We start from the raw sequence: 26,112 nt of genomic DNA, 5'->3' as shown, positions 1-26,112 counted from the left end.
CACAGTGGAATGACGGCATTGTAGGCCCGCGGGCCGGCGTGGAGGAAAACCCCAAGGGTGTCCATGCGGCCCTGGTGGTAAGTTGGAGGGCCTAGCTTCCGTGCCCGTCAATCCCGTGGATCCTCGCACCACTCTCGCCGGCATCGCCTTCGGCCTCGGTGCCTATGGCATCTGGGGTTTCTTTCCCTTGTTCTTCCGGCAGCTCGGGCATGTGAGCCCGATGGACGTGCTGTGCAATCGGGCGGTGTGGGGCTGTGTCTTCGTCAGCCTGATCCTCACCGCCCGTCGTCACTGGGGCCCCACCCTGGCGGCGGCGCGGCGGCCGGGCACCGTGCTGCGCCTGTTCGTGGCGGCACTGCTGGTGGGATCCAACTGGCTGGCCTTCCTGTGGGCGGTGGACCAGCGCCAGGTGGTGGCCTCCAGCCTGGGTTACTTCCTGACGCCGCTGGTCAATGTGCTGCTGGGCATGCTGGTGCTCAAGGAGCGGCTCAATGGCAAGGAATGGGCCTCGGTGGCCCTGGCCCTGGCGGCGGTGGGCAGCGAGTTCCTGACCCTCGGCAGCCTGCCCTGGATCTCGATCTTCCTGGGGGCCAGCTTCGGGCTGTACGGCCTGGTGCGCAAGCAGGTGCAGGTGGATGCCTTGTCCGGGTTGTGGCTGGAGACCCTCTCCATGCTGCCCCTGATCGGCATTTATGCGCTGTGGCAGGGTGGCCAGGGACACGGTGTGTTCACCGGCTTCGATGCTTCCACCCAGTCGATGCTGGCCGCTGCCGGGGCGATCACCGCCCTGCCGCTGATGTTCTTTGCGGCGGCCACCCAGCGCCTCAACCTGGCTACGGTGGGCATGCTCATGTACATCAATCCGACCCTGCAGTTCCTCACGGCGGTGCTGATCTTCGGTGAACCCCTGCAGCCGGCCCGCCTGTTCACCTTTGCGCTGATCTGGGCCGGCCTGGGGCTGTACAGCTGGAGCGGCTGGCAGAAATACCGGGCGGCCCGGGCCGGCTGAGCCGTTCAGGCAGGCGCCAGGCCGGGGAAGCGGAAGTCCGGCTCGCCCCAGGCCTGGTAGGCTGCCCACTGGCCGTCCTGCGGGGCGGCGTCGAAGCAGGCCGCCACTGCGCCGGCGTGGGCGTCCGCGAAGCGCTCGCCGCCGGCCAGCAGGCTCAGCAGGGTGTCGTGGTAGGCCGCATCGGCCGGGCCCCCGGTGCCCCAGGCGGGCGCCACCACGCAGCGCACCCCAGCCTTCTGCAGGGCCGGCGCCATCAGGCTGGCCAGCCCGCCGTGGTCGACTTCCGGGGCGTGCAGGATCACGACTTCCGGGGTGAGGCGCATCTGGGCCAGGTCCTCGCTGCCCAAGGCCACGCCGTCGCCGAGGAGCATCCCGGCGCGCCCGTCTCCGGCGCTCGAGCGACCATTGATGATGACCAGGCCGAAATCGCCGGAGGTGAGCGCCAGGAGGGTCTCCCGTGGCTCGCCCGTGCTGATGGTGACCTCGAAGCCCGCGCCCTGGAGGGCGTCAAGTCCGTCCGCGCGGATCGGGGCTTCGGACTGAGGCCGGGAATGAACCAGCAGGGCCCGGCGGGGCGGCTCACGCAATACCGAGAAGAGATTGCCGTCGCTCCGGCGCAGCACCGGGATGGCCTTGCGCAATGCGTGCAGGCGCCAGGACAGCATCAGCTCCCAAGGCCAGGGCACGGCTTCGGGGCCGAGGATCAAGCGGTAGGCGGAGGCGCGTGGAAGTCCGGCAAGGGCAGAGGGGATGAGCAGGTCGGTGAGGACGTCGAGGGCTTGTCCGGTCCTTGGTGTCTGGTGCTGGAAAGTGTCGGCAGCGAGGGCGACCGCAGCCGGGTCGTAGGCCTGCCTCCAGTCGTGGCGTCCGCTTTCGTCGGCACACTGGACCTCCAGCTGTCCGGCCCGCAGGACCCGGATGCTGAGCTGGCGGGTGGCCTGGCCGTTGGAATCAGCTGGCGGTGCCTGCTCCGGTGCGCCAAGGCGCGTGCGGATGCGTTCTGCAATTTCCGCCACCAGGGCGTCGAAGTCGTCCTCCCGCCAGCCGTCCAGCAGATAGCGCAGCCGCCCGTTCCGTTCGGGGTTGGCGGCGCTGCGTGAGGTGAGCTCGGGCGGGGCGTCGATGGGCTCGACCAGCACCGGGATCAAGCGCTTGCCCAGTTCGACGCTCCGTTGGATCTCGGCCATGGGGAATTCCCGTGCCGCGGTGTCCCGGCCAGCGACACAGATCACCGCGTCGGCTTCTTCCAGCATCCGGCTCAGGGCTGTGGCCCAGTCGTGACCGGACGAGAGATCCATGTCCCAGCTGACCTCGAGACCGAGGCCCTTGAGGGCGGCGACCAGGGGGCGGACGTAGGGTGTGTAGGTCTGGGGGTAGGACACGAAGATGCGGGCCGGGCGCGGGCTGGGGGGGTGCAGGGCCGGGAGTGCTTCGTAGACCGGGCTGTCGGCGCGGGTCTGGGCCAGCAGGTGCACCAGGGCGGCCTGCAGCATGGCGTTCAGGTCTGCCTGTTCGCGGGTGTCCAGGTGGGTGTTCACCCGCTTGTAGCGCAGCACCTTCTGGCTGCGCAGGCTGATCGGGAGCGGGGTCTCCGCTTCGGCCAGCAGCAGGTTGCGGCCGGGCCGCAGGCCGTGGCGCAGGCCGAGCTGGAGCAGGGTGTCCGGCGGCAGGGTGCTCAGGTCGGCGACCACCAGGTCGGCCTCCAGGAGCTGCCGCAGGAAGTCGGGTGAGCCCGGCGTGGCGTCGTCGTCGGCCCTCCGGATGTCGATCCCGGCGCCCTGGAGCGCCCTTCCCAGGCTTGCCCGGCTATCGTCCAGATCGATGCTGCGCCCGCTTGCCGGGTCGACGCGCAGGCCGTGCGCCTGGATCAGCAGGGCCTGCGGGCGGGAGGGCCAGGCAGGCAGGGGCTGGGCGATGGCGTCCTCGTCCAGGTGGGGAGGGCGCAGGTCCAGGTCGAGATAGACCGGGCTGCGTGCCAGCGGGGTGCCGGGGCCTTGCAGGCTGCCGGCCAGCCAGGCGGCGAAGCGGGCGAGTCCGGCCGGCGTGGATTCCGGGGCATCGTATTCGTGGATCAGCCCCAGCGCCAGGGCGTCCACGCCCTGCCAGCTGTCGCGCCGGGCGATGAGCTGGACACCCTCGGGCCGCAGGGCCAGGGCCAGGCCCAGTTGGTAACAGGTGTCCGGGTCGGCGCCGCTCAGGTCGCCGAGTACCAGGTCGGCGTCGAGCAGGATCTGGATGCTGTCGGAGGCGGGCAGGTCGAAGCGCCGGCTGGCGATATCGAGGCGGGCAAGGCCCTGCGTAATGGCCGGGTAGAGGGCCTCGAAATCGATGAGTGATCCGTCCATCGGGTCGCGAGTGCTGCCCCGGCCGGCCAGAACCAGGCAGATGCGGCGGGACGCTGGTGTTCCCTTCGTGTCCGGCCGGAGCGAGGGGGCCGCTGAATCTGCGAGCAGTTCGCCCGGGCGCAGGACGATGTCGCCGACCCGGATGTCCCCGTCGCCGAGGGCTTCGAGCAGTTGCCGGCCGGCCTCCTCGTTGCCGCCGGCGAGGGCGTCCAGCCCGCGGGCGTAGGCCAGCAGCTCCGGCTGGCCGGCCAGGGGGATCTCGATGGCGGCGGCGAGTCCGCCCAGGCGCAGGGTGACCTCGCTGCGGCTGTCGCCGGCCTGGCGCAGGGCATCGGCAAAGGCGTGGGCGGCGCTGCCCGGCTCGAGGAAGGCCAGGGCGACCCAGCGCTGGATGTCGAGAAACTCCGCCAGCTGCGGGTCGGCGGCACGGCTGGCCTGGTGCTCGCGGGCCTCCACGTAGCGCCACAGCAGCTCGGCAATGCGCCGGATGCGCGGCCGCGGGTCGTGACGGTAGAGGGAGCGCAGCATCACCAGGCAATGCCAGCGCACTTGGGCGTCGATGCGGTAGTAGCCGCCGCCCAGGGCGGTGGCGAGGGGGGAGAACAGGACGTCCGCCTCCAGGCTCGTGTCGGGGCCGCGGGCGGCGAGGAAGTTCACCCGGATCAGGTTGAGCAGGTCGGGCCGCAGGGTTTCCGGCACCGCGGCGTGCATCAGCAGCAGCAGGGGTTCGCGGCCGTAGTCGGCGGCGTACTGGGTGAGTGCCGCGTAGGCTTCGTCGACTTCCAGCGGGCGGTGGCCGAGGGCGGCGGGGTAGGGCATGGCTACTTGTTGCCGCGCAGGATGTCGATGGCGCGCAGCAGGTGGGCGGCGTCCAGGGGGAGCATACGCACCGGGCCGTCGGCGATGAGGCCGGCGGTGGTGCCGGCCCAGCGGCTCCGCGGCATCGGGTTGAGCCACACGGCGGTGGGGCAGAACTTGCGGGCGTCCTCGAGGAAGGTGGCGGTCTGGAGGGCCCGGCGGCGGTTGAGCACGCCCCGGGCGCTGCCGGCGTCGCTCACCACCAGTAGGCCGGCACCCGCATGGCGGCGCAGGATCTCATCCCGCTCTGCTGCCTTGGCCAGACCGGGTGTGGCAAACAGCTGGCGGCGGGGCAGGTTGTTGAAGTAGTGCACCTCGGCCTGGCCCAGGCGGCCCAGGGGCAGGGATTCGGCCAGGGTGGCGAGGAAGGGGCGCCACGGGTCCATGCTTGGGCTGGCGTCGGCGAGGATCAGCAGGCGGGCGCTGTTGCTGCGGCGGGGGCGGCATACGGGCTGGCACAGCAGCCCGCGGCGGCAGCGTTCGCGCAGGGTGGCGGCCAGGTCCAGCTCGGTGCGTGGGCCGTGGCGGGTGCTGCGCCGGTAGCGCCGCCACAGCACGGCCAGGTCGCGCGGGCTGACGAGGGGCTGGGGTATGAGCACGTAGTCTTCGCCGATCTGCGGGGTGGTGGCGAGGCGGGGGATCGGCAGGCCGCTGCCTTCGCGGGCGGCGGCGAAGGCGACCCGGGCCATGGCGGCGCGGGCTTCAGCGGCCTGGGCGTCAGCCTCGACGGGGGGTGGGCGGACCGGGGGCGCAGCGCCGGACGAGGAGCCGCGGCCGGGAGGTGGAGCGGTGCCAGAGGGCGATGTACCGTCGCTGTCGTGGGTGTCCAGGGCGGACAGGCTGGCGTGGATGGCGTCGGTGAGGGCTCCGTCGGGGGCCGGCAATACGTCGAACCAGCGGCTGATGAGGCGGCGTTCCTCGTCGCTGCGTCCCCACAGGGCCACCGCCAGGTCGCGCAGGGCGGCCCGGTCGCCGTGGCCGAAGCCCAGGCGCAGGGCCTCGATGCCGTCCAGGTAGTCGCGCACGCCGACCGGCACGCCATGCGCCTTGAGCTCGCGGAACAGGCCGAGCAGCAGGGGCGGCAGGGTGTGGCTCACCGCCCGGCCTCGTCGTCGGTGCGGGCGCGGTAGCGTTCGATGTCCTGGCGGACCTTGAAGAGCACGGCCTGATCCACGGCATCGAGGCTGTCGACCGACACGGCTTCGGCCTTGCGGCCCTGCCAGTGCAGCACGCGCACCCAGTCCACCAGCTCGCTGGTGGCGGGGAGCTTCTGCATGCCCAGCTCGCGGCCCCGTTCGCGGATGCGGCACAGACGCTCCACGGCACCGGTGATGAGTTCGTCGCTGATCTGCTCGCTGCGGGCGTCGAGGTTCTTGCGCACGATGTCGGCCAGCATGCCGGGCTGGTCGGCGGGGAAGTCGAGCTGGACGTACAGGCAGCGGCGCAGGAAGGGTTCGGGGAGCTGCTTCTCGCGGTTGCTGGTGATGAGCACGATGGGCCGCACGCCGCCCTCGGGGCCGGTGACGTGGCGGCCGAAGCCGCGGGCCTGGCGGCAGGCGTCGTCCTCGGTGCGGGGCAGGTCCTCGATGTCGAACTCGAAGCGGTCGAGGACGTCGAGCAGGTCGTTGGGGAAGTCGATGTCGGCCTTGTCCACCTCGTCGATCAGGACCACCTGCGGCCGGCCTTCGCGGATGGCGTGGCCGAGGGGTTCCAGGTCGATGTAGGGATGCACCTGGCGGGCGCTGCGATTGGCCGGGTCCTGGGCGTCCTGCAGGCGTCGCAGGGCGTCGAAGCGGTAGAGCAGGTCGCGGGCCTGGCTGGTGCTCTTGACCGTCATCACGGTGAGGTCGATGCCCAGCTCCTCGGCGATGGCGCTGGCCAGGCGGGTCTTGCCGCAGCCCGCCTCACCTTCCACCAGCAGCGGCCGGCCCAGGCGGATGGCCAGGTTTATGATGGTGGCGGTGTGGGGGGCGGCCACGTAGCCGGTGGCGCGGTTGCCGCTGAATTCGGTGTAGGGCGGGGTGTCGGGCACGGTGGGTTCCTCAGCGGGCGCGGCTCCAGAAGCCGTGCAGGATCAATCGGTTGAAGACGTGGGGGGGATTGCCGTCGGGGGTGGTGGCGTGCTCGGCGATGCTCTCCCGCTCGGCTTCGCCGACGCGCACGCCGGCGCTCGTCCGGATGTCGGCCAGCCAGCTGCGCACCTGCCGCGCGCTGATGGGGCCCAAGGGCGGCAAGGCCAGGATCTGGCGGTAGTCCACGTCGTCCGCGTCCAGGCCGGCGCTGCGGAAGGCGGCGTCGGGGCCCGGCGGCAGGGCGGCGTGGTCGGCCAGGAAGCAGTACAGGCGCCCCTTGCCGGCTGGCGGGCGGGTGGTAAGGGCGGCCTTCAGGGGCAGCCAGAAGCGCTGCTGGAAGAGCGCCAGCCGGGTCGCCTCGAGCCCGGCGGTGCGCAGGATGATGACCACCGAGCGCCCGGCCAGGCGTACCGCGAGGAGGCCGGCGAGGGCCTCGATGCCGGGCTCGCCGAGCAGGGGTTCGCCGAGCTGGCTGCAGGTCCAGCAGATGAGGGACTCGGCGCTGTCGGGTTCGTCGGCCTGGCCGCAATGGACGTCCATCCCGTCCCATTCGTCGTGCCAGTTGCGCAGGAATTCGACGAACTCCAGCTGGCCGTGGCTTTCCGGGCCATGGACGAGAAAGGCCGCGGCGCGCTCGGTCTTGCGCTCGCGGAAGGCTTCGAGGGCGTTTTCGAGGGCGCTGATCTGCGCGTCGCGGCCGATCCGGCCGAGCTCGTCACGGGGGATGTCGCCGGCGGCTGCGTAACGGCCCCGCGAGGCATTGCGGAGCACTTCCTGATCCCAGTCCTTGATGCAGCACAGGGCCTTGCCGACCAGCTGCAGTGGGGTCCGGTAGAAGACCTGGATGCGTCCGCCGGCCCAGTCATCGACGCTGGCGAGAAATTGCTGCTGGGCGGCCCGGTCGGCCTCGGCGTCGGCGGGGGGCAGCTGCGCGTGGAGCAGGGCGGCCTGGTCTCGCAGATGTTGGTCGGCCTCGCTGCCGGGCACCGGGCGCAGGATGAAGATCGGCGCCTCGCCCGCACCCCAGCGCTCGACCGCCCAGCGGAATTCGAGTTCTGTGATGGAGCGCCGCTGCAGCGGCGGGGTCCAGCCGTAGCGGTGGCCGAACAGGCCGAGGTAGGCGTCCGATTCCTGCACCTTGCGCTTGCACACCTTCTCGACATACTGGCCGCCGGCGGCCCAGTTCTCCTGGAGGAAGATCCTGGTCGACTCGAGGTTGTCGTGGATGAAGTCCCGCACGGCTTCCCGGTAGACCTTGCAGTCCTGGGCGGTGGCGCTCACGAAGATCTGGCCGATCTCGGACTGTCCGGCTTCGTGGGGCATGGTGGGAACGCTCCTCCTGGCCTGCGCGTGGCGTGCCTGAAGAATATGCCAGTCATCCGTCGTTTGCCACGGGGAGTAAGGCTTATCATCGGGCGCCCATTTGCGGAGACGATTGAGCATGCGTATCGGCATCGACCTTGGCGGCACGAAGATCGAGATCATCGCCCTCGGCCGCGGCGGCCAGACCCTGGCGCGGCGGCGGGTGGCGACGCCGCAGGGCGACTATGCGGGCACGGTGGCGGCGGTGGCCGGCCTGGTGCACGGTGTCGAGGCCGAACTCGGGCAGCGCGGAACGGTGGGCGTCGGGATGCCCGGCGCGCCGTCCCGGCGCAGCGGCCTGATCAAGAACGCCAACTCCACCTGCCTGATCGGCCGGCCACTGGCGGCGGACCTGGCGGCCGCCCTGGGGCGCGAGGTCCGGCTGGCCAACGACGCCAACTGCCTGGCATTGTCCGAGGCGGGTGACGGGGCTGCGGCGGGGGCCGATGTGGTGTTTGGGGTCATCATCGGCACCGGCGTGGGTGGCGGGATCGCGATCCGCGGAGAGGTCGTCGAGGGGGTCAATGCGATTGCCGGTGAGTGGGGGCACAACCCCTTGCCCCTGCCGGAGGGGGCCGATCTGCCGCTGCCGCCGTGCTATTGCGGCCGGGCGGGCTGCATCGAGACCTATCTGTCCGGCCCGGGCCTGGCCGCCCTGCATGCCCGCGACAGCGGCCTCCGCCTGGCCCCGGAGGCCATCGTGGCCGCGGCGGCGACCGGGGATGCGGCCTGCGAGGCCAGCCTGCAGGCTTATGAGACACGCCTGGCGAGGGCGCTGGCCGGCGTCATCAATATTCTCGATCCGGATGTGATCGTGCTGGGCGGCGGGCTTTCCAACCTGGCCCGTCTATACGAGTCAGTCCCCCGCTTGTGGTGCCCGCACGTGTTCTCGGATGAGGTGGCGACACGCCTGGCGCCGGCCCTGCACGGGGATGCATCGGGGGTGCGCGGGGCGGCCTGGCTGTGGCCGGTGAACGCCCGCGACAGCTGACACATTCAGCCGCAACTGGCGCAGAATGGGCAGCTGCGTGCGCATGGCGTCCGACCCTGTCGGGCGGAAACCGCCTGGATCGCCCGCAGCAATTCGATTCCCCCGGCCTGTGGCCGCCAAGGGAGCCCGGTCATCACCCTCAACGAGAGCCCGCCCATGTGGATCCAACCGGAATCGGCACAATGCGCCAGCCTGCACCTCACGGACCTGTTCGGCAGCCTGCTGCTGGCGCAGGCGGATGCCGCGCAGCGCCTGCATTTCCTGGCCGGACGCCTGCTCCTGGGGGCGACCAGCAGCTGTCTGCGCGGCCAGGCCCTGCGGCAGGACGATGTGCTCTACGCGGTCGATCGGGCCGAACTCGACAATCGCCTGAACCTGATGATAGAAGCGGGCGCCGAGGGCTGCGTGACCATTCTCCAGGGCTTGATCGACGAGGCCGGTGCAGCCCAGATGCGCTGGGTGCGGAGCGTCTTTGCGGTGGGGGAGGCCGAGCATCCGGCCCTGCGGCTGGCGTTCTCTGGCCCCGATCCCCTCACCCTGGCGCTGCGCCAGGGTGTGCGCGCCAGGCTCAGCGCAGGGGGATGACCAGCGGCGGTATGCCGATCACCACGGCGGGATCGCGGGAGTAGGCGTAGGCCGGCGCCGGGTACACCGGTTGCGGCACATAGACCGGCGCGGGCATCACGGCGACCGGAGCCCGATAGGGGCGGTAATAACGGTATTCATCATGATGCCGATGGCGGTGGTCATGACGTTCCCAGTGCTTGTGGTGTCCCCGATGTTCGCCCCGGTCGGCGCTGGCGGGGAGGGACACACTCAGGGTGCCCAGTGCGATCAGGCAGGCGGTCAGCAGTTTCAGGGGGCTCATCGTATTCTCCTCAAGGTTCCGGTTGAACCGGACGCGCTTGCAGGATAGCCAGGCCCGTCGTGACGGGTGGTGAGCCTTTGTAAGCAAACTTTTGTGCCACGGCTGCGGGCCATCAGCTTTCCTGGCTGTCCTCCCTGGCCGCATTGTGGCTGTCGATGAGGGTCTGCCGCCAGCGATGGATGGCTTCGGCCAGGGCCTGGCGTGCCACCGGCTTGACCACGTAGTCGTTCATGCCGGCCTCGAGGGCCTTGCTGCGCTCGTCGCTCATGGCGTCGGCGCTGACTCCGATGATGTAGGCCGGGTTGCCGGCTTCGCGCAGGGCCCGGGTGGCCGCCAGGCCGTCCAGGCGCGGCATGCGGGCATCCATGAAGATCAGCTCGTAGGCTTTCGTGGCGCAGCTCTCCAGGGCTTCCTGGCCGTCTTCGGCGTAGGCCAGCTCCTTCGCGCCGAAGCGTTCTAGCATGCGCCCCAGCACCATCCGGTTGATGGGGTTGTCCTCGACGATCAGGATGCGCGTGCTCTGGCGCAGGATGGGGCGGGGCGTTTCGGGAGGCTGGGATTCCTCGCCGGCGCCGTTCTCCAGGTTGAGGGTGAACCAGAAGCGCGACCCGGCGCCCTCCTCGCTGTCCACGCCGATCTCGCCACCCATCAGCTCGCACAGCATGCGGCAGATGGCCAGCCCCAGCCCGGTGCCGCCATAGCGGCGGGTGGTGGACATGTCGGCCTGCTCGAAGGGCGTGAAGATGTGCTTGCATTTGGCCGGGGCGATGCCGATGCCGCTGTCGCTCACCGTGATCCGCAGGTTGGTTCGTCCCGGCTGGCCGGGGACGCCGGCCACGTGGATGCCGACTTCGCCGTGGGCGGTGAACTTGAAGGCATTGCCGGTCAGGTTGACCAGGATCTGCCTGAGGCGGGTCGGATCGCCCATCAGCACCCGCGGGATGTTGGCCGCCACCGAGGTGGCGAAGGCCAGTTTCTTTTCGGCGGCCTTCGGGCGGAACAGGCGCTCCACGTCGAGGACCAGCTGGCGCAGGTCGAAGCCGACGGTCTCGAGGCTCATCTTGTTGGCCTCGATCTTGGAGTAGTCGAGGATGTCGTTGATGATGCCGAGCAAGGCCTCGCCGCTCTTCTGGATGGTCGAGATGTACTCCTGCTGCTCTTCCGAGTGGGGTGCCATCTCGAGCAGCTGGGCCATGCCGATGATGCCGTTCATCGGGGTCCGGATCTCGTGCGACATCATCGCCAGGAAGTCGCTCTTGGCGCGGCTGGCGGCGGTGGCGGCGTCGCGGGCGGTGATCAGGGCCTGCTGAGCGCGTTGCCTCTCGGTCACGTCGGTGATGCAGAAGACCCGGCCGATCATCTGTTCGTCGTGGCGTGCGGGGCGCGAGCTGATCTCGAAGATGCGGCCGTCGCGCAGGGACACCGTGTCGAAGGTCTCCCGGGTGTCGCGGCCGTGGCCGGTCAGCAGGCGGCGCAGGGTGGCGGGGTCTTCGACGGCCTGGCAGAAATGTTCCAGCAGGGCTTCGTCATCGTGCCGGGCGAGCAGGGATTCGGGGATCTGCCAGAGTTGGGCCAGGCGGCGGTTGAGATTGACCACCCGGTCGTCCCGGTCGAGCACCAGGATGCCGTCGGCGGTCGCCTCCAGGGTGGCGCGCAGGCGCGAGGCCATCTGGGCCAGCTCGTCCTCGGCGCGCTTCTGGGCGCCGATGTCGGAGGCCCGCACCAGGACGCCTTCCGGGATGCGGTGCACGGTCTTGCGGGCGGCCAGCAGGCTGTCGTCGGCGCGGCGGTAGAGGCCTTCCATCACTTGCTCGTCGATGGCGCCGCCAGCCCGCACCTCCTCCCAGAAGAACAGGTCGGCGAGGGCGCACTCCACGTCGGTGATGGACATGCCCACCAGGGCGTCGGCGGGGTGGCCGAGCAGGCGCGCGGCGGCCGGGTTGGCCGCCAGGATGGAGAGGCTGGTCGGGTCGACCAGCAGCAGGATCTCCTCGGCGGCGGCGAGCAGGACGTCCTTGTAGGGGGCGGTCATCACGTGCGCCCTTTCTTGGAGTCGGCGTCGAAGTAGTAGGTCACGCGCTTGCGCGGGCTGAGATAGTCGTAGACCTCGGGCGGCAGCTGGATGGGCCTGAGGGCCTTGGCGATGTTGATGTCCGGCTCCTCTTCCAGGTCGAGCATGATGGCTTCATCCTTGGGGACGCCGGGGTCGTAGACCGTGACCCAGGGCCGCAGCGGCTTGACCGGGTTGACCGAAGCCACCAGGGCGATGGCGTCGTTGGACAGCTTGACCACGGTGCCGGGCGGATACACCCCCAGGCAGCGGATCATGACCTGCAGGGCCTTGGGGTCGAACTTGGCACGGCGCTGGGCGAACATGAGCGAGAGGGCTTCGTGGGGCGTCATGGCCTTGGCCTGATCCGCTGGATTGCACAGGTTGTCGTAGTAATTGACCAGCGCCACGATGCGCGCCAGGGGGTCGATCTGGTCGCCCTTGAGGCGGTTCGGGAAGCCGCTGCCGTCGGCCAGCTCGTGGTGCTGGGCGATGATGCGCAGGACGGGCTCGGGCAGGCCGATCTGCTTGCCCGTGCGAACGCCGTATTCGCAGTGGAGCTCCCGCAGGTGGCGCTCCGGGGCGGTCAGCTCGTGGCGCGGGCGGGCCACCCGGTCGGGAATGTCGTTGAGGCCGATGTCGTGGAGCAGGGCGCCGACCCCCAGCAGCTGGCAATGGGCGCGGGGGAAACCCAGCTCCTTGGCCAGCATCATCGACAGGATCGAGCAGTTGAGGCCGTGGTAATAGGTCTCCTCGCCGCCAGAGTGCTCGCCGATCACGTGCAGGGCGACCTCCGGCTGGTCGAGAAAGGCGACCACCATCTGGGTCACCAGCTCGCTCACCTCCTCCATGCATTCCTTGGGGCGCGCGAAGAGGTTCTTGCTGATGTTGCGCATCACCCCGGCGGCTTTGACCAGGGCTTTTTCCACCTCCACCACCTTGCGCTTGCGCTGGGCCAGGCGTGCGATGCGCTCGCGCTTGGCCGCCAGCGTGCCATCGTCCACCGGCTCGGCCGGTGGGGGGGGCGGGGCCTCGACCTGTGGCGCAGCCGATAGCCCGGCCGGTTGCACGTCGGAGCGGTCCGGGTCGTAGCGGAAGTGCTTGACGCCCAGCTTGCGCAGCGTCGCCAGCTGTTCCGCATTGCGGATCTTGAAGCTGTTGAAGCTGAAGGGGTGGCTGAACCAGGGCAGGTCGATGTGCACGAACAGCCCGAGGCACAGCTGGTCGGGGGTCACGACGAAATCCTGGGGCGGTGATGCTTGCATCGGGCGACGGTCAGGGCGGATGAATGGAGGTTTTCGGCCGTCGGCGGCAGAAGTTTAGGTGTCGCCGCCCACCAGCAGTACATGCAGGCTGCGTGGTCCGTGGGCGCCGAGCTGCAGGGTCAACCCCACGTCGCCGGTGCGGGACGGGCCGGAGACGATGTTCACCGTTCGCGGCATGCCTCCCGGCAGGGCCCGCAGGTGCGCCCAGGCAGCCTCGAAATCGGGCACCAGCTGGCTGGCCAGCAAGACGACCAGATGGTGGTCGGGCACGAAGTTGAGAGTGGTCGGGCTGTCTGGGCCGGAGGCGAGCAGGATGCTGCCGGTCTCGGCGATGCCGGCCAGGCAGGCCGTGACGGACAGGATCTCGTCCTTGCCGGCGGGCCCCTCATGGCGGGCCAGCCCGGCCGGCCAGGGCAGGCCGGCAAGGGGGCGGGCCACGGCGGCGCGGGGCGGCAGGCCATGGGCCTCGCCGTAGGCGTCGACGGCGGCGGGCACTTCCGACAGGCTGGCAAGGCGGTTCACGCTGCCGGCGCGGCTGCACAGTTTGGTGATGAAGCGCTCCGTCAGGTCATCGTCAAAGGCGATGCGGGTGTGCGCGGGGCGGGCATCCAGGGCCGCTCCGGCGGCCGCGGGCAGTGGGCCGCGGCCAAGGCCGGCGCGGATGCGGGCGAGGATGGTGTCGCGGGAGTCGGGCATGGCTTCAGCGCTTTCCGGGGTGGCGGGCCTGCCACAGTTCGAGGAAGGTCAGGCCTTCGGGTGCCGGCAGGTCACGGAAGGCGGTCCAGCCTTCGGCGAAGGGCAGGCTGCGGAGGCGGCCGGCGTCGCCGCCGAGGCCCTTGAGGGCGCGTGCCGCCACCCGGTTGGCGAACTGGTAGAGGCGCGGCCGTTCCGCCACGAAGCGCCAGGTGGCCAGGGCGCGGCGTTCGGCCGGCGGGCGGAGGCCCTGCTGGTGCTGCTGGTGGCGCAGCTCACGGAGCAGTTCGGGCAGGGGGATGCGCACCGGGCATACCGACTGGCAGCGGCCGTTGAGGGTGCACGCATTCGGCAGGTCGCGGGTAGCGTCGAGGCCGACGAACAGCGGCGTCAGCACCGCGCCCATGGGGCCCGGATAGACCCAGCCGTAGGCATGGCCGCCCACCGCGCCATACACCGGGCAGTGGTTCATGCAGGCACCGCAGCGGATGCAGCGCAGCATGTCCTGGAAGGGGCCGCCGAGCATGCCGCTGCGCCCGTTGTCCACCAGGACCACGTGGAATTCCTCGGGGCCGTCCGGGTCGCCGGGGCGCCGCGGGCCGGTGGAGAAGGTGGTGTAGGTCTCGGTTTCCTGGCCGGTGGCGCTGCGGGCCAGGATGCGCAGGAACAGGCTGACGTCCTCCAGCGTCGGCACGATGCGCTCGATGCCGCTGGTGACGATGTGCACCCTGGCGAGGGTCTGGGTCAGGTCGCCGTTGCCCTCGTTGGTGACGATCACCGTGGAGCCGGTCTCGGCCACCAGGAAGTTGCCGCCGGTGATGCCCACGTCGGCCCTGAAGTACTCGTCGCGCAGCACCAGGCGGGCCTCGGTGACCAGCTCCGCGACGGTGGTCTTGCGCGGGCCGCCGTGGGCCGCGTGGAAGAGGTCGGCCACCTGCTCCTGGGTCTTGTGGGCGGCCGGGGCGATGATGTGGGAGGGCGGCTCGTGGGCGAGCTGGATGATGTACTCGCCCAGGTCGGTCTCCAGCACCCGGTAGCCCTCGGCCTCAAGCGCTTCGTTGAGGCCGATCTCCTCCGACACCATGGACTTGCCCTTGGTGATGGACTTCGCTTCGACCCGACGGCAGATGTCGAGGATGACGCGGCGTGCCTCCGCCGCGTCGGCGCACCAGTGCACCTTGCCGCCAGCCCGGGTCACGGCCTCGTCGAAGCGTTCCAGGTAGTGGTCGAGGTGGGCCAGGATGTGGTTCTTGCGATCGCGGGCCTCGTCGCGCAGGTGCTCGAATTCGGGCAGGGCGGCGGCCAGTTCGGCGCGCTTGTTCACGAACATGATGCGGGTCTTGCCCAGGGCCTCCCGCAACTGGGGGTCGGTCAGGGCGGCTTCCGCCTTCGCCTTGAAGTTCGGGCTGTTGACCTGCATGGGCTCAGGCCTCGCCGCCGATGCCGGGGCCATCGGCCATGCCGGCCAGCACCTCGGCGGTGTGGAAGATCTTGACCGGCTGGCCGTCGCGGCGGAGCTTGCCGGCCAGGTGCAGCAGGCAGCCCAGGTCGCCGCCGAGCAGGGTGTCCGCGCCGCTGGCCGCCACCGCGGCGGTCTTGTCTCCGGCGAGGCGGCCGGAGATGGCCGGGTACTTGACGCAGAAACTGCCGCCAAAGCCGCAGCACACCTCCCGGTCGGCCATCTCGGCCAGGCTCAGGCCGGCCACCGAGCCGAGCAGCAGGCGCGGCTGGGCCTCGACCCCCAGGCCGCGCATCGATGAGCAGGAGTCGTGGTAGGTGACCGTGCCGGCGTAGCGGGTGGGCACGCTGCGGACGCCGCGCACATCGGTCAGGAAGGACAGCAGCTCGTGGCTCTTTGCCGCCAGGGCCTCGGCCCGGGCCCGCCAGGCGGGGTCGTCGGCGAGCAGCTTCGGGTAGTCGTGGCGCAGGGTGGCCATGCACGACCCGGAGGGGCCGACCACGTAGTCGTAACCCTCGAACACCTCGATGAGCTGCCGCGCCAGGGCCCGGGCGGCCTCGAAATCTCCGCTGTTGTAGCCGGGCTGGCCGCAGCAGGTCTGGGCCTGGGGCACCTCCACGCTGCAGCCGGCATCCTCCAGCAGCCGCGCCGCGGCGAAGCCCACGTTCGGGCGGAACAGGTTCATCAGGCAGGTGGCGAACAGGCCGACGCGCGGGCGCGTCGCGTTGTCGGTGGGCATCGGAATCTCCGGTGGGGCGGGCATGCCGGGCGGGATGCTAGGCCCGGGGCGGAGTTCGGGCAAGGGGAATGGATCTACCAGGGGACTGCCGGCGCGGATTCAGGCGCGCTCGGGCAGGGCGGGGGCCGTGTCGACCGCAGCCTCGAACCACTGCAGCAGTGTGGCATACAGGCGGTCGGGGGCGACCGGCTTGGAGATGAAGTCATCGAGCCCGGCTTCGCGGCAGGCCCGGCGGTCTTCCTCGAAGGCGTTGGCGGTCATCGCCACGATGGGTGTGCGGGCATGCCCCGGCAGGGCCCGGATCCGGCGGGTGGAAGTGAGGCCGTCCATCACCGGCATCTGGATGTCCATCAGGATCAGGTCATAGGCCTGGGTTTCGGCCTTCTGGAGGGCTTCCAGGCCATTGCAGGCCAGTTCGGTGTGCAGGCCGAGGATCTCCCGCAGCAGTTCGAGCCCGACCACCTGGTTCACCGCGTCGTCCTCGACAAACAGGACGCGGCGTTGGCGATGGTGCGCCCGTAGCTGGCGTTCCGCCTCGATGCCGTCCTGGCTGGTACTGGCACCGGGGAGGTGGCAGCCCTCGGTGCCACGTTGCAGGCGGGCGGTAAACCACACGGTGCTGCCCGCGCCCTGGTGCTCGCCGACCCCGATCTGCCCGCCCATCATGTTCACCAGGCGCTTGCAGATGGCCAGGCCGAGCCCGGTGCCGCCGAACTGGCGGGTGGTGGAGCCATCCGCCTGCTCGAAGGGTTCGAAGATGCGCTGCCGTGCCTCGGGTGGAATCCCGATCCCGTCATCGTCCACTTCAACCCGCAGCAGGATCTCCCGGCCTTCGCCCGGAGTCATGTCGATCCGCACCCGCACCCCGCCGGCGCGGGTGAACTTGATGGCGTTGCCGACCAAGTTGAGGAGAATCTGCTGCAGGCGCAGGGGATCGCCGTGCAGGGGCTGTCCGGCCAGGGCCGGGGCCACCGCAAAATCGAGGCTCAGGCCCTTGTTGGCCGCATCGGTGGAGACCAGGCCCTGTACCCCGGTGATGACCCCGTCGATGATGAAATCCTGCTCTTCGAGGGGCAGGCGCTCGGCTTCGATGCGCGACAGTTCGAGCACGTCGTTGAGCAACTGCATGAGGTGGCGGGCGGCCCGGCTGATGCTGGAGAGGCGATCCTTCTGTTCCGGGTCGGTGTTGCGGCGGCTCAGGATGTGGGTCAGGCCGATGATGGCGTTCATCGGCGTGCGCAGTTCGTGGCTCATGTTGGCGAGGAAGCTGCTCTTGGCCCGGTTGGCGCTTTCGGCGGCCTCCTTGGCCATGTTCAGGTCGGCGGTGCGGGTGGTGACCAGGTCTTCGAGGTGGTCCCGGTGGCGGCGCAGCTCGTCGTCGGCCAGCTTGCGTTCGGTGATGTCCCGTGCGGTGGCGTAGATGTAGTCCTGCCCGCCGGCATGCACCATGGCGGCCGAGATGGCCACCGGGAAGCGGCTGCCGTCCTTGCGCTGGTGCAGGGTTTCGAAGCGGCTGGTGGCCCCTTCGGCGAGGAGCTTCACGTGGCCCTGCCAGACGGCCTGGCTGACCAGCGGGTCGATGTCCGGCACGCGCAGGCGGGTCAGCTCCTCCTCGGTGTAGCCGAGCATCCGGTGCGCCGCGGGGTTGACCCGCACGATCCGGCCGTCGGTGTGCATCCAGTAGGTGCCGTCGGCGGAGCGGTCGGTGGAGATCTTGACCAGCGCCAGTTCCTGGTTCTTGGCCGCGATGTCGGCCGTCTGCTCCTCGACCTTGCGCTGGATGATGGCGGCCCGGCCGCTCATGCCCAGCATCAGGGTCTGCAGCAGGGACGCGAAGAGCAGGCCCACCACGCCCACCGCCCAGGCCACCCACAGACGGTTCTGCTCCAGGTAGGCATCTTCCGCGTAGACCTTCAGTTCCCAGGTGCGCTGGCCGACCGGAAACTGGCCCTGCCAGGTGATCCGGTCATTTTTTTCGGCTTCCAGGCGGTGATGACGGGCCAGGAGGCCGCCGCCCGCGTCGTACAGCTCAAGGGACAGCCCCGCCGGCAGGTGTCCGCGGATCGAGGTCTCGAGTAGGGTTTCCAGACGGATGATCGCCACGGCAACGCCCAGCAGGCGATCGTTGGGAGAGCCCGGCATGCTTTCATGGCGGTGTACCGGCGCCATCATGAGCACGGCACTCCGTTCGGCGCCATCCTGCACCAGCTGGATGGGCGGGGTGAGGGTGATGGGGGTCTGGCCGTCCATGGCCAGGTTCAGGGCTTCCCGTCGAACCGACTCCGAACTGAGGTCGAAACCGAGGGCCGGCACGTTGCCCGAACGGGGCACTATATGGGTCACAGGCACGTAGAAGGACCGCTCTTCGGCGGGTGCCAGCATGCCTTCGCTGTTCCTTTCGGTGATGCGGAAACCGGGCTGGCTCAGGCGGGTAGCCATATCGTGCTCGAAGCTGCTGCGCTGGGCGCCGCGGATCCGCCGGTTGAAGCTGAGTGCCGAGATGTCCGGGTTGTCCTGCAGGGTCGACAGGGTGTAGCGGGTGAAGTGCTCCGGCGACAGATCGGGGTCGATCTCGATCAGGCGGCGCAGGGCCTGCAGGGCTTCCCGGTGGCTCAGCAGACGGTCCGTGATATGGCTCTGGATGGCCAGGGAGTCGGCCTTCAGGCGGTTCAGCTGGCCCTGCTGTTCCCAGCGGCCGGTGAAGTAGATGGCGACCCCCACACAGAACAGGGTGAGCACCATGGGGACACCGACCTGGCGCAGGCGCGATGCCCACAGCGGCGAGTGGCGCAGCAGCAGGGACATGCACAGGGGCGTGAAGGTGAGTACGCCCAGGGTGTCGCCGACGAACCAGTTCCACCAGGCGAACAGGGTGGCGGCCTGGGGCAGCACGTCGAGGAAGTAGAGGCTGCCGATGCCAACGGTGGCCGACACCAGGCAGGCCAGGGGGCCACCCATGAGCAGGAAGACGACCACATCGCGTTCCTGCTCCAGCTGCCGCCAGCGCTGGGCCTCGAGCATGCGGATCAGGCGGCTGCCGATCCAGGCTTGCAGGGTGGCGCCGGTGGCGATCAGCAAGGCGGCGGTCAGCGTGGCCTGGGAGGCGGTGCCGCTGAGGAGGGCGAGCAGGCAGTTCATGCCCGCCGATCCGGCCCAGATGCCCGGCAGGGCCCGCTTGCCCATCACCAGTGCGACCGCCAGGGCCAGGCCCGAGGCGGGGAAGATCGGGCTGGCGTAGCCGGGAGCGATGGCGAAGACCAGCCCCAGACTGCCCAGTGCCAGGTAACTGAGGGCGATGCCGAAGCTGCGACCGGACTCGAGCAGAATGGAGGTCTTCAAGGCGGAGGGTGGGGCCGACCGGGAAAATCCGGGACGCAATCAGGGAAAACCATGAGTCTAAGCCGGGCGGGGAAGGCTGTGTCTGCCCGCCGGTGACAAATTTCCGCCAAAGTTGTTCAGCCGCGCACTTTTTTCGGGGGGGGGAAGCTGCGCAACATCAGCTTGCGTGCTTCATCAAGCAGCAGGGTGGTGGAGGCCACCAGGGCGGCCAGGCCCCATTCCAGCGCGCTCAGTTCCACCGTGTCGAAGATCTGCCGGGCCGGAGCCCAGTGCACCACCAGGACCTGCAGGGTCAGGACACTGGCAAGGGCGGTCCACAGGCGACCATTGCTGAAGAACTGGCGGTTGAAGGCCGACTCGTGCTCCGTCCGGGCATTGAAGATGTTGAAGAGCTGGAACAGCACGAAGGTGGTGAAGGCCAGGGTGCCGGCCAGCGCGGCGCCGCCCCGCTCCAGACCCCAGGCATACATGCCCAGGGTGCCCGCCGCCATGGTCAGGCCATAGGTGCCGATGCGCGCCAGGCGCGGCCACGACAGGATTGCGGCGTCGACCGGGCGGGGTGGCCGGTCCATGATGCCCGGCCGTGCCGGCTCGAGGCCCAGGGTCATGGCCGGTGGCCCGTCCATGATGATGTTCACCCACAGGATCTGGATGGCCGTGAAGGGCGTGGCGAAGCCCAGGAAGGGCGCCGCCAGCACGGTCAGGATGGCGCCGATGTTGGTGGACAACTGGAAGCGCACGAACTTGACGATGTTGTCGTAGATGGTGCGGCCTTCCTCGATGGCCTCCACGATGGTGGCGAAGTTGTCGTCCGCCAGTACCAGGGTGGCGGCTTCGCGGGTGACGGCCGTACCGGTGATGCCCATCGCCACGCCGATGTCGGCAGCCTTCAGGGCGGGGGCGTCGTTGACCCCGTCGCCGGTCATCGCCACCACCTGGCCGCCGGCCTGCAGGGCCTCGACGATACGGGTCTTGTGGGTTGGCGAGACGCGGGCGAAGACTGCCGTGTCCGCCACCGCGGCCTGCAGGGCGGCGGGGCTCAGGCCGTCCAGCTCGCGCCCTTCGCGGACCCGGCCGTGCAGGCCCAGCTCGGCGGCGATGGCGGCGGCGGTGAGGCGATGGTCACCGGTGATCATCTTCACCTCGACGCCGGCCCGCCGGCAGGTTGCGATGGCCGCCCGGGCTTCCGGGCGGGGTGGGTCGATGATGCCCACCAGGGCCACCAGGTTCAGGTCGCGGACCCAGGCCTGCAGATCCCCGTCCGGATCGAAGTCCGCGGCCGGCAGGCTCCGCCCGGCCAGGGCCAGCACCCTCATGGCCTGGCCGGCGAGGGCCTCGTTGGCGGCCTGCAGGCGGGTCCGGGCCTCGTCGTCGAGGGCGGCCTCGCCGGTCCCCGCCAGGTAGTGCGAGGCGCGGGCCATGAGCACGTCCGGCGCGCCCTTGACCCACATCCGGACCTGTTCGCCCTCGCGATGAAAGGTCGCCATGAACTTGGTGGACGAGTCGAAGGGAATCTCGGCAATCCGCGGGAAGGCCTCGCGCAGGGCCTCACCATCAAGGCCGGCCTGACTGGCGAGGGCCAGCAAGGCCCCCTCGGTGGGGTCGCCGATCAGCTCGCCCTCGCGCAGGCACGCATCGCAACACAGCACGGCGGGCCTCAGCAGGGTCTGCAGGTCCGGTAGCGGGCCCCCGTCTTCGGCACGCAGGCCGGCGGGGCCGGCATCGTCGTCAGCGGCCGGGGTGAAGCGACGTCCGCCGCTGAGCAGGGCCCGGGCGGTCATCTGGTTGAGGGTCAGGGTGCCGGTCTTGTCGGAGCAGATCACCGTGGTACAGCCCAGGGTTTCCACTGCCGCCAGCTTCTTGACGATGGCCTTGCGCCCGGCCATGCGGTGCATGCCCAGGGCCAGGGTGACGGTGACCACCGCCGGCAGGCCTTCGGGAATCGCCGCCACGGCCAGGGCGATGGCGGTGAGGGCGGTGTCCATCAGATTGCCGCCCCTGGCCAGGCCGGCGGCGAACATCAGGGCGACGACCACGCCGGCGATCAGGGCGAGCCGCTTGCCCAGCACATCGAGCTGGACCTGCAGCGGCGTGGGCGGCTCGCCAGCCTGTTCCAGCAGCCCGGCGAGGTGGCCCATCTCGGTGGCCATCCCGGTGGCCGTGACCACCGCCTCCAGCCGGCCCCGGGTGACGACTGTGTTCATGAACAGCATGCCGTGGCGCTCTCCCAGCCCGGCCGCGGCGTCGCTGGCCTCCACCTGTTTGGGAACCGGGGCGGATTCCCCGGTGAGGGCGGCTTCCGCCACTTCGGCGGAGATGGCCACGACCACCCGGGCGTCGGCCGCGATGCGTTCGCCGGCCTCAAGCAGCAGCAGGTCACCCGGGACCAGGCTGGCCGCGTCGACGACCTGTTCCGCGCCATCACGGCGGACTCGCGCGGAGGGCGAGAGCATGTCACGCAAGGCGGCCAGCGCCCTTTCGGCGCGGTTCTCCTGGATGAAGCCGAGGCTGGCATTGAGCAGCACCACCAGCCCGATCACCACGGCGTCCTTGATGTCGCCGAGCAGGCCGGCCAGCACGGCGGCGCCGAGCAGGATCAGGATCAGCAGGCTGGTGAACTGGTCGAGGAAGCGCCGCCAGCCGGGCCGGCGCGGTGCCTCGGCAAGGGCGTTGGGGCCGACCCGGGCCAGCCGGGCGGCGGCTTCTTCGGGCGTCAGTCCGCGGGCGGGGAGGCAGCCCAACGCGTCCAGCACCTGTTCGGCGGAGAGGGCATGCCAGAGGGGCTCCGGCGGGAGAGGGGTGGAAGCAGGGGGGCGCATGGTGGCTGTCCGGCGTTCGGCGCGGTGTTGCTCTTCTGGCGGCGGGGTTGCGCGTGCTAGCGGGGCAGAAGGGCCCGGGCAACCCGTTCTGCTTCGCTCAGGTAGCTGCCGCCATACAGCAGCGCGTGATTGAGCAGATGGTACAGCTGGTAGAGCTTGCGGCGCTGCATCGCGCCTTCGGCCGAACCCCCGGGCTGCAGGCCGGCCTCGGCGTAGGCCTCGGCAAAGCCGGCGGGGGCGGGGCCGAAGAGCTCCAGCATGGCCAGCTCGGCTTCGGGGTCGGAGATGGATACTGCAGGGTCGAAGATGACCGGGCTGCCATCCTTCAGCATGGCCCGGTTGCCGGACCACAGATCACCGTGGATGAGGCTGGCCCGAGGGCTGAAGTCGGCCGGGAAGAAATGCTCCAGCCCGTCGATCAGGGGGTCCAGGGCTGTCAGCAGGCCAGGTGGGGCGCCGCGCCGCGCCAGCCTCTCGCGCAGGGCACCAAGGCGCTGGTCGGTGAGGAAACGCAGCCATCCGGCCCGGCCGTCCTGCGGGCTCCAGGTGTTGAGCTGGGGAGTGGCGCCGAGCACGTTGTTGCGATGCCAGCCGAAGCGGCCGTCGCCTTCGGGCGGCGGGGTCCTGTGCAGGGCCCCCAGAGCGTGGCCGAGACGTTCGCCGAAGCGCTGGTCGGGGCGTGCCAGATCGAGCCATTCCATGGCCAGGAGGCATTGGTCCCGCTCGCCGTCCCGCCAGCAGCCGGCCAGTTGCGGGGTGCGCACCGTACCGGTGGCTGCCAGTGCCGCCAGGCCGTCGGCCTCAGCCTCCAGCATGCTGGCGCGGGCCAGGGGAACCGCCTTGACGAACAGCGCCCCGTCCGGCCCGTCGGCCCGCCAGGTTGCCGCGAAGTCGCTGACGTCGAGGGGGCGGGCCGTCCAACTGCCACCCAGGACGCTGTTGAGGAAAGAGGGAACCGGCACGGGGATCTCGGCTGAGGCAACAGGAGCAAGCTTACAGTGGTTCGACGTGCACCTGAGCGGCCCAGGCGTTGTCATTGGGGGGTAGCCCGCTGGCCGGCGCGGCCAGGGTCCAGCCGGCGCCGGAGAGGGTGCCCAGGCTCTGGGTGGTGGTGGCCTGCAGGCCACCGCGGCCGCCCGGGTAGGCTTCGGTCCAGGCGATGCGGGCCTGCACCGTGGGGGTGCCGGCGGCGGCGCGGGCCGCGCGGATGTCACGCAGGAAGCCGGACAACTCGTCCACGCAGACGGTGCACGGGCTGTAGTTGCGCAGGTTCAGCTCAAGGCTGGCGATGCGTCCGAAGAAGCCCCGTTCGCGCCGGTTGCGCCCTTCCATGTGGTGGATGAACTGATGCTCGGCATGGGAGCTGTTGCCGGTCTCGTTGAGGCGGCCGGTGTTCCAGCTGGCCATGTCGAGGATCTGTGCCCCCCCGGAGGCCAGCACCGCGCCGCCACTGCCGAAGGGCACCAGGGCCGAACCGCGCACCGGGGCGCCCCGCTCCGCGGCGGGCAGGGGCGTGACGCTGCCGGGTGCCGGGGTGGCCGGCGCGGGGCCCGGGTCGAGGGTGACCCGGGCCACCATGGTCACGCTGCGCCCCGGCGGAATCAGCCCGCGCGGCAGCAGCTTGAGCAGGGGCAGGCGGGGGCTGGCCTCGGCTTCGATGCGCTCGCCGGTCTCCGGTGTGCCGGGCACGATGAGCAGGTTGCGCAGGCCGGCGGGGCGCAGCTGATCCAGCACCTGGCGGACAGTCTGGCGTGCCTGCTCGGGCGTCTGGTGGCTGCCCAGGCGCTGTTGCAGCAGGCGGGCGGCCTCGCCGCGCACCCCCGCGGCGGCCGGTGCGGCGGCGGCGCCTCCACCTCCACCCGCGAACAGCCGACCGATGCGCCGGGCCATGGCGACGATCCACTCCACCACCCGGTCGAGGGCCCGGTCGATGGGGGCGCGGATGCGGTTGATGATGTTGGTCACCGCATCGCTGACCCGGCCGAGGCCGACCAGGCGGGCCAGGAAGCTGATCGCCAGGGTCAGCAGGCCGGCCAGGGTCTGCTCGACCCGGCTGGCGGCGGCGCCGATGGCCCCGCTGGCGATGGCCGCGATGGAGTCGATCAGCGCCGCCGCCACCTGGCCGATCTGGCGCATCCGCTCGATGAAGAACATCACCGTGTTGTAGGTGGCGATGATGGCCTGGATGAAGGCGCCGGCCGGGTTGAGGCTGGACACCAGGCGGGTGATGGCGGCGCTGACGATGTTGTCGCGCACGAAGCTCATGATCTGCTCCATGACCATCTCGCGCAGGTTGGAGAGGCTCTCGCGGATGCGCTCCCAGGCCGCCGCGGGGCCGTCGCGGACCAGCGTGACGACGATGTCGAAGCCGGTCTCGAGGGCCGTCACTGCGGTTTCGCCCACCGCCCGCACCAGCTTGCCGCGCAGCGCCTGCCAGGTCAGGCCGAGCACGCTGAGCACGAACTTGATGATCTCCGGCAGGGTGAAGGCCTGGGGAATGTAGACCCCGGCACCGCCCATCGCCCCGGTCAGCCAGCCGATCAGGGAGGCGCGCAGGTGGCTGACGATGTTGCCGGCGAACTGGCGCAGGCCCTGCACCCCGGCCCGCACCAGGTGGCCGATGAAGCGCACCGGGTCGGCGATGATGGTGCGCAGGGCCCCGGCGGCGCGGCGCAGGTAGGGCATCACGGCGGGGGCCACCACCTCGAAGATGATCTCCAGCAGGCTCATCACCTGGCGGCCGGCCCAGGCCACGAAGCGCCCGGCGAAGTCGCCGAAGACCCGGCCGATGCGGGCGAAGGTCTGGGGCAGGCTGACCAGGTCGGCGATGCCCAGGCTGCGCAGGGTGTCCATGAACAGGCCGGGCAGGGTCGCGACAAAGTCCATGAGGCCGGCCAGGGCGCCCTGGAACCAGGTCCAGGCGCGGCCCAGCGCATTGCCACGCTGGATGTTCTGCCACACCTCCTCCTGGCCGATCAGGCGCATGAAGCCGCCGATCAGGGTCTCGGCGGTGCGCGGCACCGCCTCCCCGGTGATCGGGTTGCGCCCCAGCACGGCGCACAGCAGGTCCCAGCCGCGGGTGCCGCGGGCCAGCCCGGCCAGGGGGCGCAGAACCGCATCGCGGATGAAGGCCAGCACTCCACCGGCCAGGTTGCCGACGAAGGCGGTGATGCGCGCGATGGGCTCGGTGACGATGCGCCGGGCCCGTTCCCACACGTCGCCCAGGCGGAAGATGTCGCGCCAGCCCAGGCTGCCCAGGAAGCGGTCCACCGCCTGGCGGATGCTGCCTGCCACCAGGCCGAGGCTGCCGATCTGCTGCTGCACCCAGCCGGCCACCCGGTCCACGATGCCGTGGGCGTCGAGGGCGCGGGTGATCAGCGCGCCGCCGGGCAGCAGCTCGACCACCGCCCGCAGCAGGTTGGCGGCGGAGCGGTCCACCGCCCGCAGGTTGATCGGATTGGCGCCGAGCACCAGGGTGAACAGGCGGAAGCCGGGCAGCAGGTTGGCCTGCTCGGCGAAGTAGTCCAGCGCATCGGCGACGCCCAGGCGCTGCACCGAGGGCGCGCCGTGCTGCTGGATGGGCAGCGGGCTGCGCTGCACCTGGGGGGCGGCGCCCTGCTGGATGGTGTGGGTCAGCTCGTGGGCGATCAGCTCGCGGCCGGAGCCGCTGTCGGGCTGCCAGGCGCCGGCGCCGAAGAACACCTGGTGGCCCACCGTGAAGGCGGCGGCGTTGAGCTGGCGGCTGGCCTGGGCCGCCTGGGGGCCGGTGTGGATGCGCACCGCCGAGAAGTCGGCGCCGAAGCGCGGCTCCATGAAATCCCGCACCGGGCGTGGCAGGGGCTGGCCGCCGGCCGGCAGCCCGGAGACACTGGGGCCCCCCCCTGCCGTGGTGGGCAGGGCGGGGGAACGTTGGGCCGACGGCGGCACCAGGCCATTGAAGCGGGCCGCGCTGGCCGACGCCGCACCCGCCGGCATGCTGACCACTCGCGCCGCCACCCGGGTGGCCTCGTGCTCGGCGGCATCGTGGGGGCTGGACACCCGCAGCCCGGCAAAGCTGGCCGGGGCGGCGGACACGGCCGAGCGCTGGGCCTGGGGGGCCGCCACCACCTGGCTCCGGTGTTCCGGTGCGCGCAGGATCTGCCGCGACAGGGGCGCATTCATAAGACGCCCTCCGCCCTGCGGGCTTCGGGGCGATCGCCTTCGGGCGGCCGGGCTGCGTCCGTAATACGCCCTCCGCCCTGAT

The 26,112-nt window shown here is 70.6% G+C and carries 17 protein-coding genes; 3 read left to right on the top strand and 14 right to left on the bottom strand.

Annotated features, from left to right (window positions below; genetic code table 11):
- The first annotated feature begins 100 nt into the window (after positions 1 to 100).
- Positions 101 to 1,009: an EamA family transporter RarD gene (gene rarD, locus HHL15_RS04835; protein WP_328824993.1), complete on the top strand. Its 909-nt coding sequence runs from the start codon at positions 101 to 103 to the stop codon at positions 1,007 to 1,009.
- A 5-nt stretch (positions 1,010 to 1,014) separates the two neighbouring features.
- Here the strand turns inward: rarD and HHL15_RS04830 are convergent, their stop codons facing one another.
- From HHL15_RS04830 to HHL15_RS04815, 4 genes are read right to left on the bottom strand one after another with little or no spacing between them, the layout of a single operon-like run.
- Positions 1,015 to 4,173 (bottom strand): toll/interleukin-1 receptor domain-containing protein, encoded by a 3,159-nt coding sequence (locus tag HHL15_RS04830; protein WP_169144703.1) that lies wholly within the window; start codon positions 4,171 to 4,173, stop codon positions 1,015 to 1,017.
- Positions 4,174 to 4,175: 2 nt separating this feature from the next.
- The gene (locus HHL15_RS26880) at positions 4,176 to 5,309 is read right to left on the bottom strand and encodes a VWA domain-containing protein (protein ID WP_169144702.1); all 1,134 of its coding nucleotides are present in this window, start codon (positions 5,307 to 5,309) and stop codon (positions 4,176 to 4,178) included.
- Positions 5,306 to 6,244 carry an AAA family ATPase gene (locus tag HHL15_RS04820; RefSeq protein ID WP_169144701.1) on the bottom strand — a complete coding sequence of 313 codons (939 nt, stop codon included), beginning with the start codon at positions 6,242 to 6,244 and terminating at the stop codon, positions 5,306 to 5,308. The genes HHL15_RS26880 and HHL15_RS04820 overlap by 4 nt, the downstream gene beginning before the upstream one ends.
- A gap of 10 nt (positions 6,245 to 6,254) precedes the next feature.
- Positions 6,255 to 7,607, bottom strand: a complete 1,353-nt coding sequence (locus tag HHL15_RS04815; RefSeq protein WP_169144700.1) for a DUF4062 domain-containing protein — start codon at positions 7,605 to 7,607, stop codon at positions 6,255 to 6,257.
- 118 nt (positions 7,608 to 7,725) lie between these two features.
- Between HHL15_RS04815 and HHL15_RS04810 the strand changes: the two genes are divergently transcribed.
- Positions 7,726 to 8,637: an ROK family protein gene (locus tag HHL15_RS04810; RefSeq protein WP_169144699.1), complete on the top strand. Its 912-nt coding sequence runs from the start codon at positions 7,726 to 7,728 to the stop codon at positions 8,635 to 8,637.
- A gap of 156 nt (positions 8,638 to 8,793) precedes the next feature.
- Positions 8,794 to 9,222 carry a hypothetical protein gene (locus HHL15_RS04805; RefSeq protein ID WP_169144698.1) on the top strand — a complete coding sequence of 143 codons (429 nt, stop codon included), beginning with the start codon at positions 8,794 to 8,796 and terminating at the stop codon, positions 9,220 to 9,222.
- On the opposite strand, the gene HHL15_RS04800 is transcribed toward HHL15_RS04805, so the two are convergent.
- The 10 genes from HHL15_RS04800 to HHL15_RS04755 all read right to left on the bottom strand — a co-directional run bounded on the left by HHL15_RS04800 (position 9,206) and on the right by HHL15_RS04755 (position 26,030).
- Entirely contained in the window at positions 9,206 to 9,505 is a 300-nt protein-coding gene (locus HHL15_RS04800) for a hypothetical protein (RefSeq protein ID WP_169144697.1), read from the bottom strand. The two genes, HHL15_RS04805 and HHL15_RS04800, sit on opposite strands and share 17 nt — an antisense overlap.
- 112 nt (positions 9,506 to 9,617) lie before the next feature.
- On the bottom strand, positions 9,618 to 11,537 hold the full coding sequence (locus tag HHL15_RS04795) for a hybrid sensor histidine kinase/response regulator (protein WP_169144696.1): 1,920 nt from the start codon (positions 11,535 to 11,537) through the stop codon (positions 9,618 to 9,620).
- Positions 11,537 to 12,790 carry an HD-GYP domain-containing protein gene (locus HHL15_RS04790; RefSeq protein WP_328824992.1) on the bottom strand — a complete coding sequence of 418 codons (1,254 nt, stop codon included), beginning with the start codon at positions 12,788 to 12,790 and terminating at the stop codon, positions 11,537 to 11,539. Before HHL15_RS04790 ends, HHL15_RS04795 begins: the two co-directional genes overlap by 1 nt.
- Before the next feature lie 84 nt (positions 12,791 to 12,874).
- The gene (locus tag HHL15_RS04785; RefSeq protein ID WP_169144694.1) at positions 12,875 to 13,516 is read right to left on the bottom strand and encodes a LutC/YkgG family protein; all 642 of its coding nucleotides are present in this window, start codon (positions 13,514 to 13,516) and stop codon (positions 12,875 to 12,877) included.
- Positions 13,517 to 13,520: 4 nt separating this feature from the next.
- Positions 13,521 to 14,933 carry a LutB/LldF family L-lactate oxidation iron-sulfur protein gene (locus HHL15_RS04780; RefSeq protein WP_169144693.1) on the bottom strand — a complete coding sequence of 471 codons (1,413 nt, stop codon included), beginning with the start codon at positions 14,931 to 14,933 and terminating at the stop codon, positions 13,521 to 13,523.
- Between the two features lie 4 nt (positions 14,934 to 14,937).
- Positions 14,938 to 15,711, bottom strand: a complete 774-nt coding sequence (locus HHL15_RS04775) for a (Fe-S)-binding protein (protein WP_169144692.1) — start codon at positions 15,709 to 15,711, stop codon at positions 14,938 to 14,940.
- Between the two features lie 99 nt (positions 15,712 to 15,810).
- Complete coding sequence (locus tag HHL15_RS04770; protein WP_169144691.1) at positions 15,811 to 19,050, bottom strand: CHASE domain-containing protein; 3,240 nt, start codon at positions 19,048 to 19,050, stop codon at positions 15,811 to 15,813.
- 116 nt (positions 19,051 to 19,166) lie between these two features.
- Positions 19,167 to 21,869, bottom strand: coding sequence for a cation-translocating P-type ATPase (locus HHL15_RS04765; protein WP_169144690.1), 2,703 nt, complete (start codon positions 21,867 to 21,869; stop codon positions 19,167 to 19,169).
- A gap of 56 nt (positions 21,870 to 21,925) precedes the next feature.
- Positions 21,926 to 22,831: a fructosamine kinase family protein gene (locus HHL15_RS04760; protein WP_206198597.1), complete on the bottom strand. Its 906-nt coding sequence runs from the start codon at positions 22,829 to 22,831 to the stop codon at positions 21,926 to 21,928.
- A gap of 31 nt (positions 22,832 to 22,862) precedes the next feature.
- Positions 22,863 to 26,030 carry an eCIS core domain-containing protein gene (locus HHL15_RS04755; protein WP_206198596.1) on the bottom strand — a complete coding sequence of 1,056 codons (3,168 nt, stop codon included), beginning with the start codon at positions 26,028 to 26,030 and terminating at the stop codon, positions 22,863 to 22,865.
- Between the last annotated feature and the right edge of the window lie 82 nt (positions 26,031 to 26,112).

The sequence above is a fragment of the Zoogloea dura genome, from assembly GCF_012927165.1.
Taxonomy (GTDB): Bacteria; Pseudomonadota; Gammaproteobacteria; order Burkholderiales; family Rhodocyclaceae; genus Zoogloea; species Zoogloea dura.
Note: the sequence above shows the minus strand (reverse complement) of the source record. Positions and strands in the feature narration are given on the sequence as shown.

Excerpts from the sequence above, each read along its gene's own strand:
- HHL15_RS04780 (WP_169144693.1), bottom strand. The coding sequence starts at position 14,933 with ATGCAGGTCAACAGCCCGAACTTCAAGGCGAAGGCGGAAGCCGCCCTG.
- HHL15_RS04765 (WP_169144690.1), bottom strand. The coding sequence starts at position 21,869 with ATGCGCCCCCCTGCTTCCACCCCTCTCCCGCCGGAGCCCCTCTGGCAT.
- HHL15_RS04755 (WP_206198596.1), bottom strand. The coding sequence starts at position 26,030 with ATGAATGCGCCCCTGTCGCGGCAGATCCTGCGCGCACCGGAACACCGG.
- HHL15_RS04795 (WP_169144696.1), bottom strand. The coding sequence starts at position 11,537 with ATGACCGCCCCCTACAAGGACGTCCTGCTCGCCGCCGCCGAGGAGATC.
- HHL15_RS04815 (WP_169144700.1), bottom strand. The coding sequence starts at position 7,607 with ATGCCCCACGAAGCCGGACAGTCCGAGATCGGCCAGATCTTCGTGAGC.
- HHL15_RS04800 (WP_169144697.1), bottom strand. The coding sequence starts at position 9,505 with ATGAGCCCCCTGAAACTGCTGACCGCCTGCCTGATCGCACTGGGCACC.
- HHL15_RS04830 (WP_169144703.1), bottom strand. The coding sequence starts at position 4,173 with ATGCCCTACCCCGCCGCCCTCGGCCACCGCCCGCTGGAAGTCGACGAA.
- HHL15_RS04775 (WP_169144692.1), bottom strand. The coding sequence starts at position 15,711 with ATGCCCACCGACAACGCGACGCGCCCGCGCGTCGGCCTGTTCGCCACC.
- HHL15_RS04785 (WP_169144694.1), bottom strand. The coding sequence starts at position 13,516 with ATGCCCGACTCCCGCGACACCATCCTCGCCCGCATCCGCGCCGGCCTT.
- HHL15_RS04805 (WP_169144698.1), top strand. The coding sequence starts at position 8,794 with ATGTGGATCCAACCGGAATCGGCACAATGCGCCAGCCTGCACCTCACG.
- HHL15_RS04810 (WP_169144699.1), top strand. The coding sequence starts at position 7,726 with ATGCGTATCGGCATCGACCTTGGCGGCACGAAGATCGAGATCATCGCC.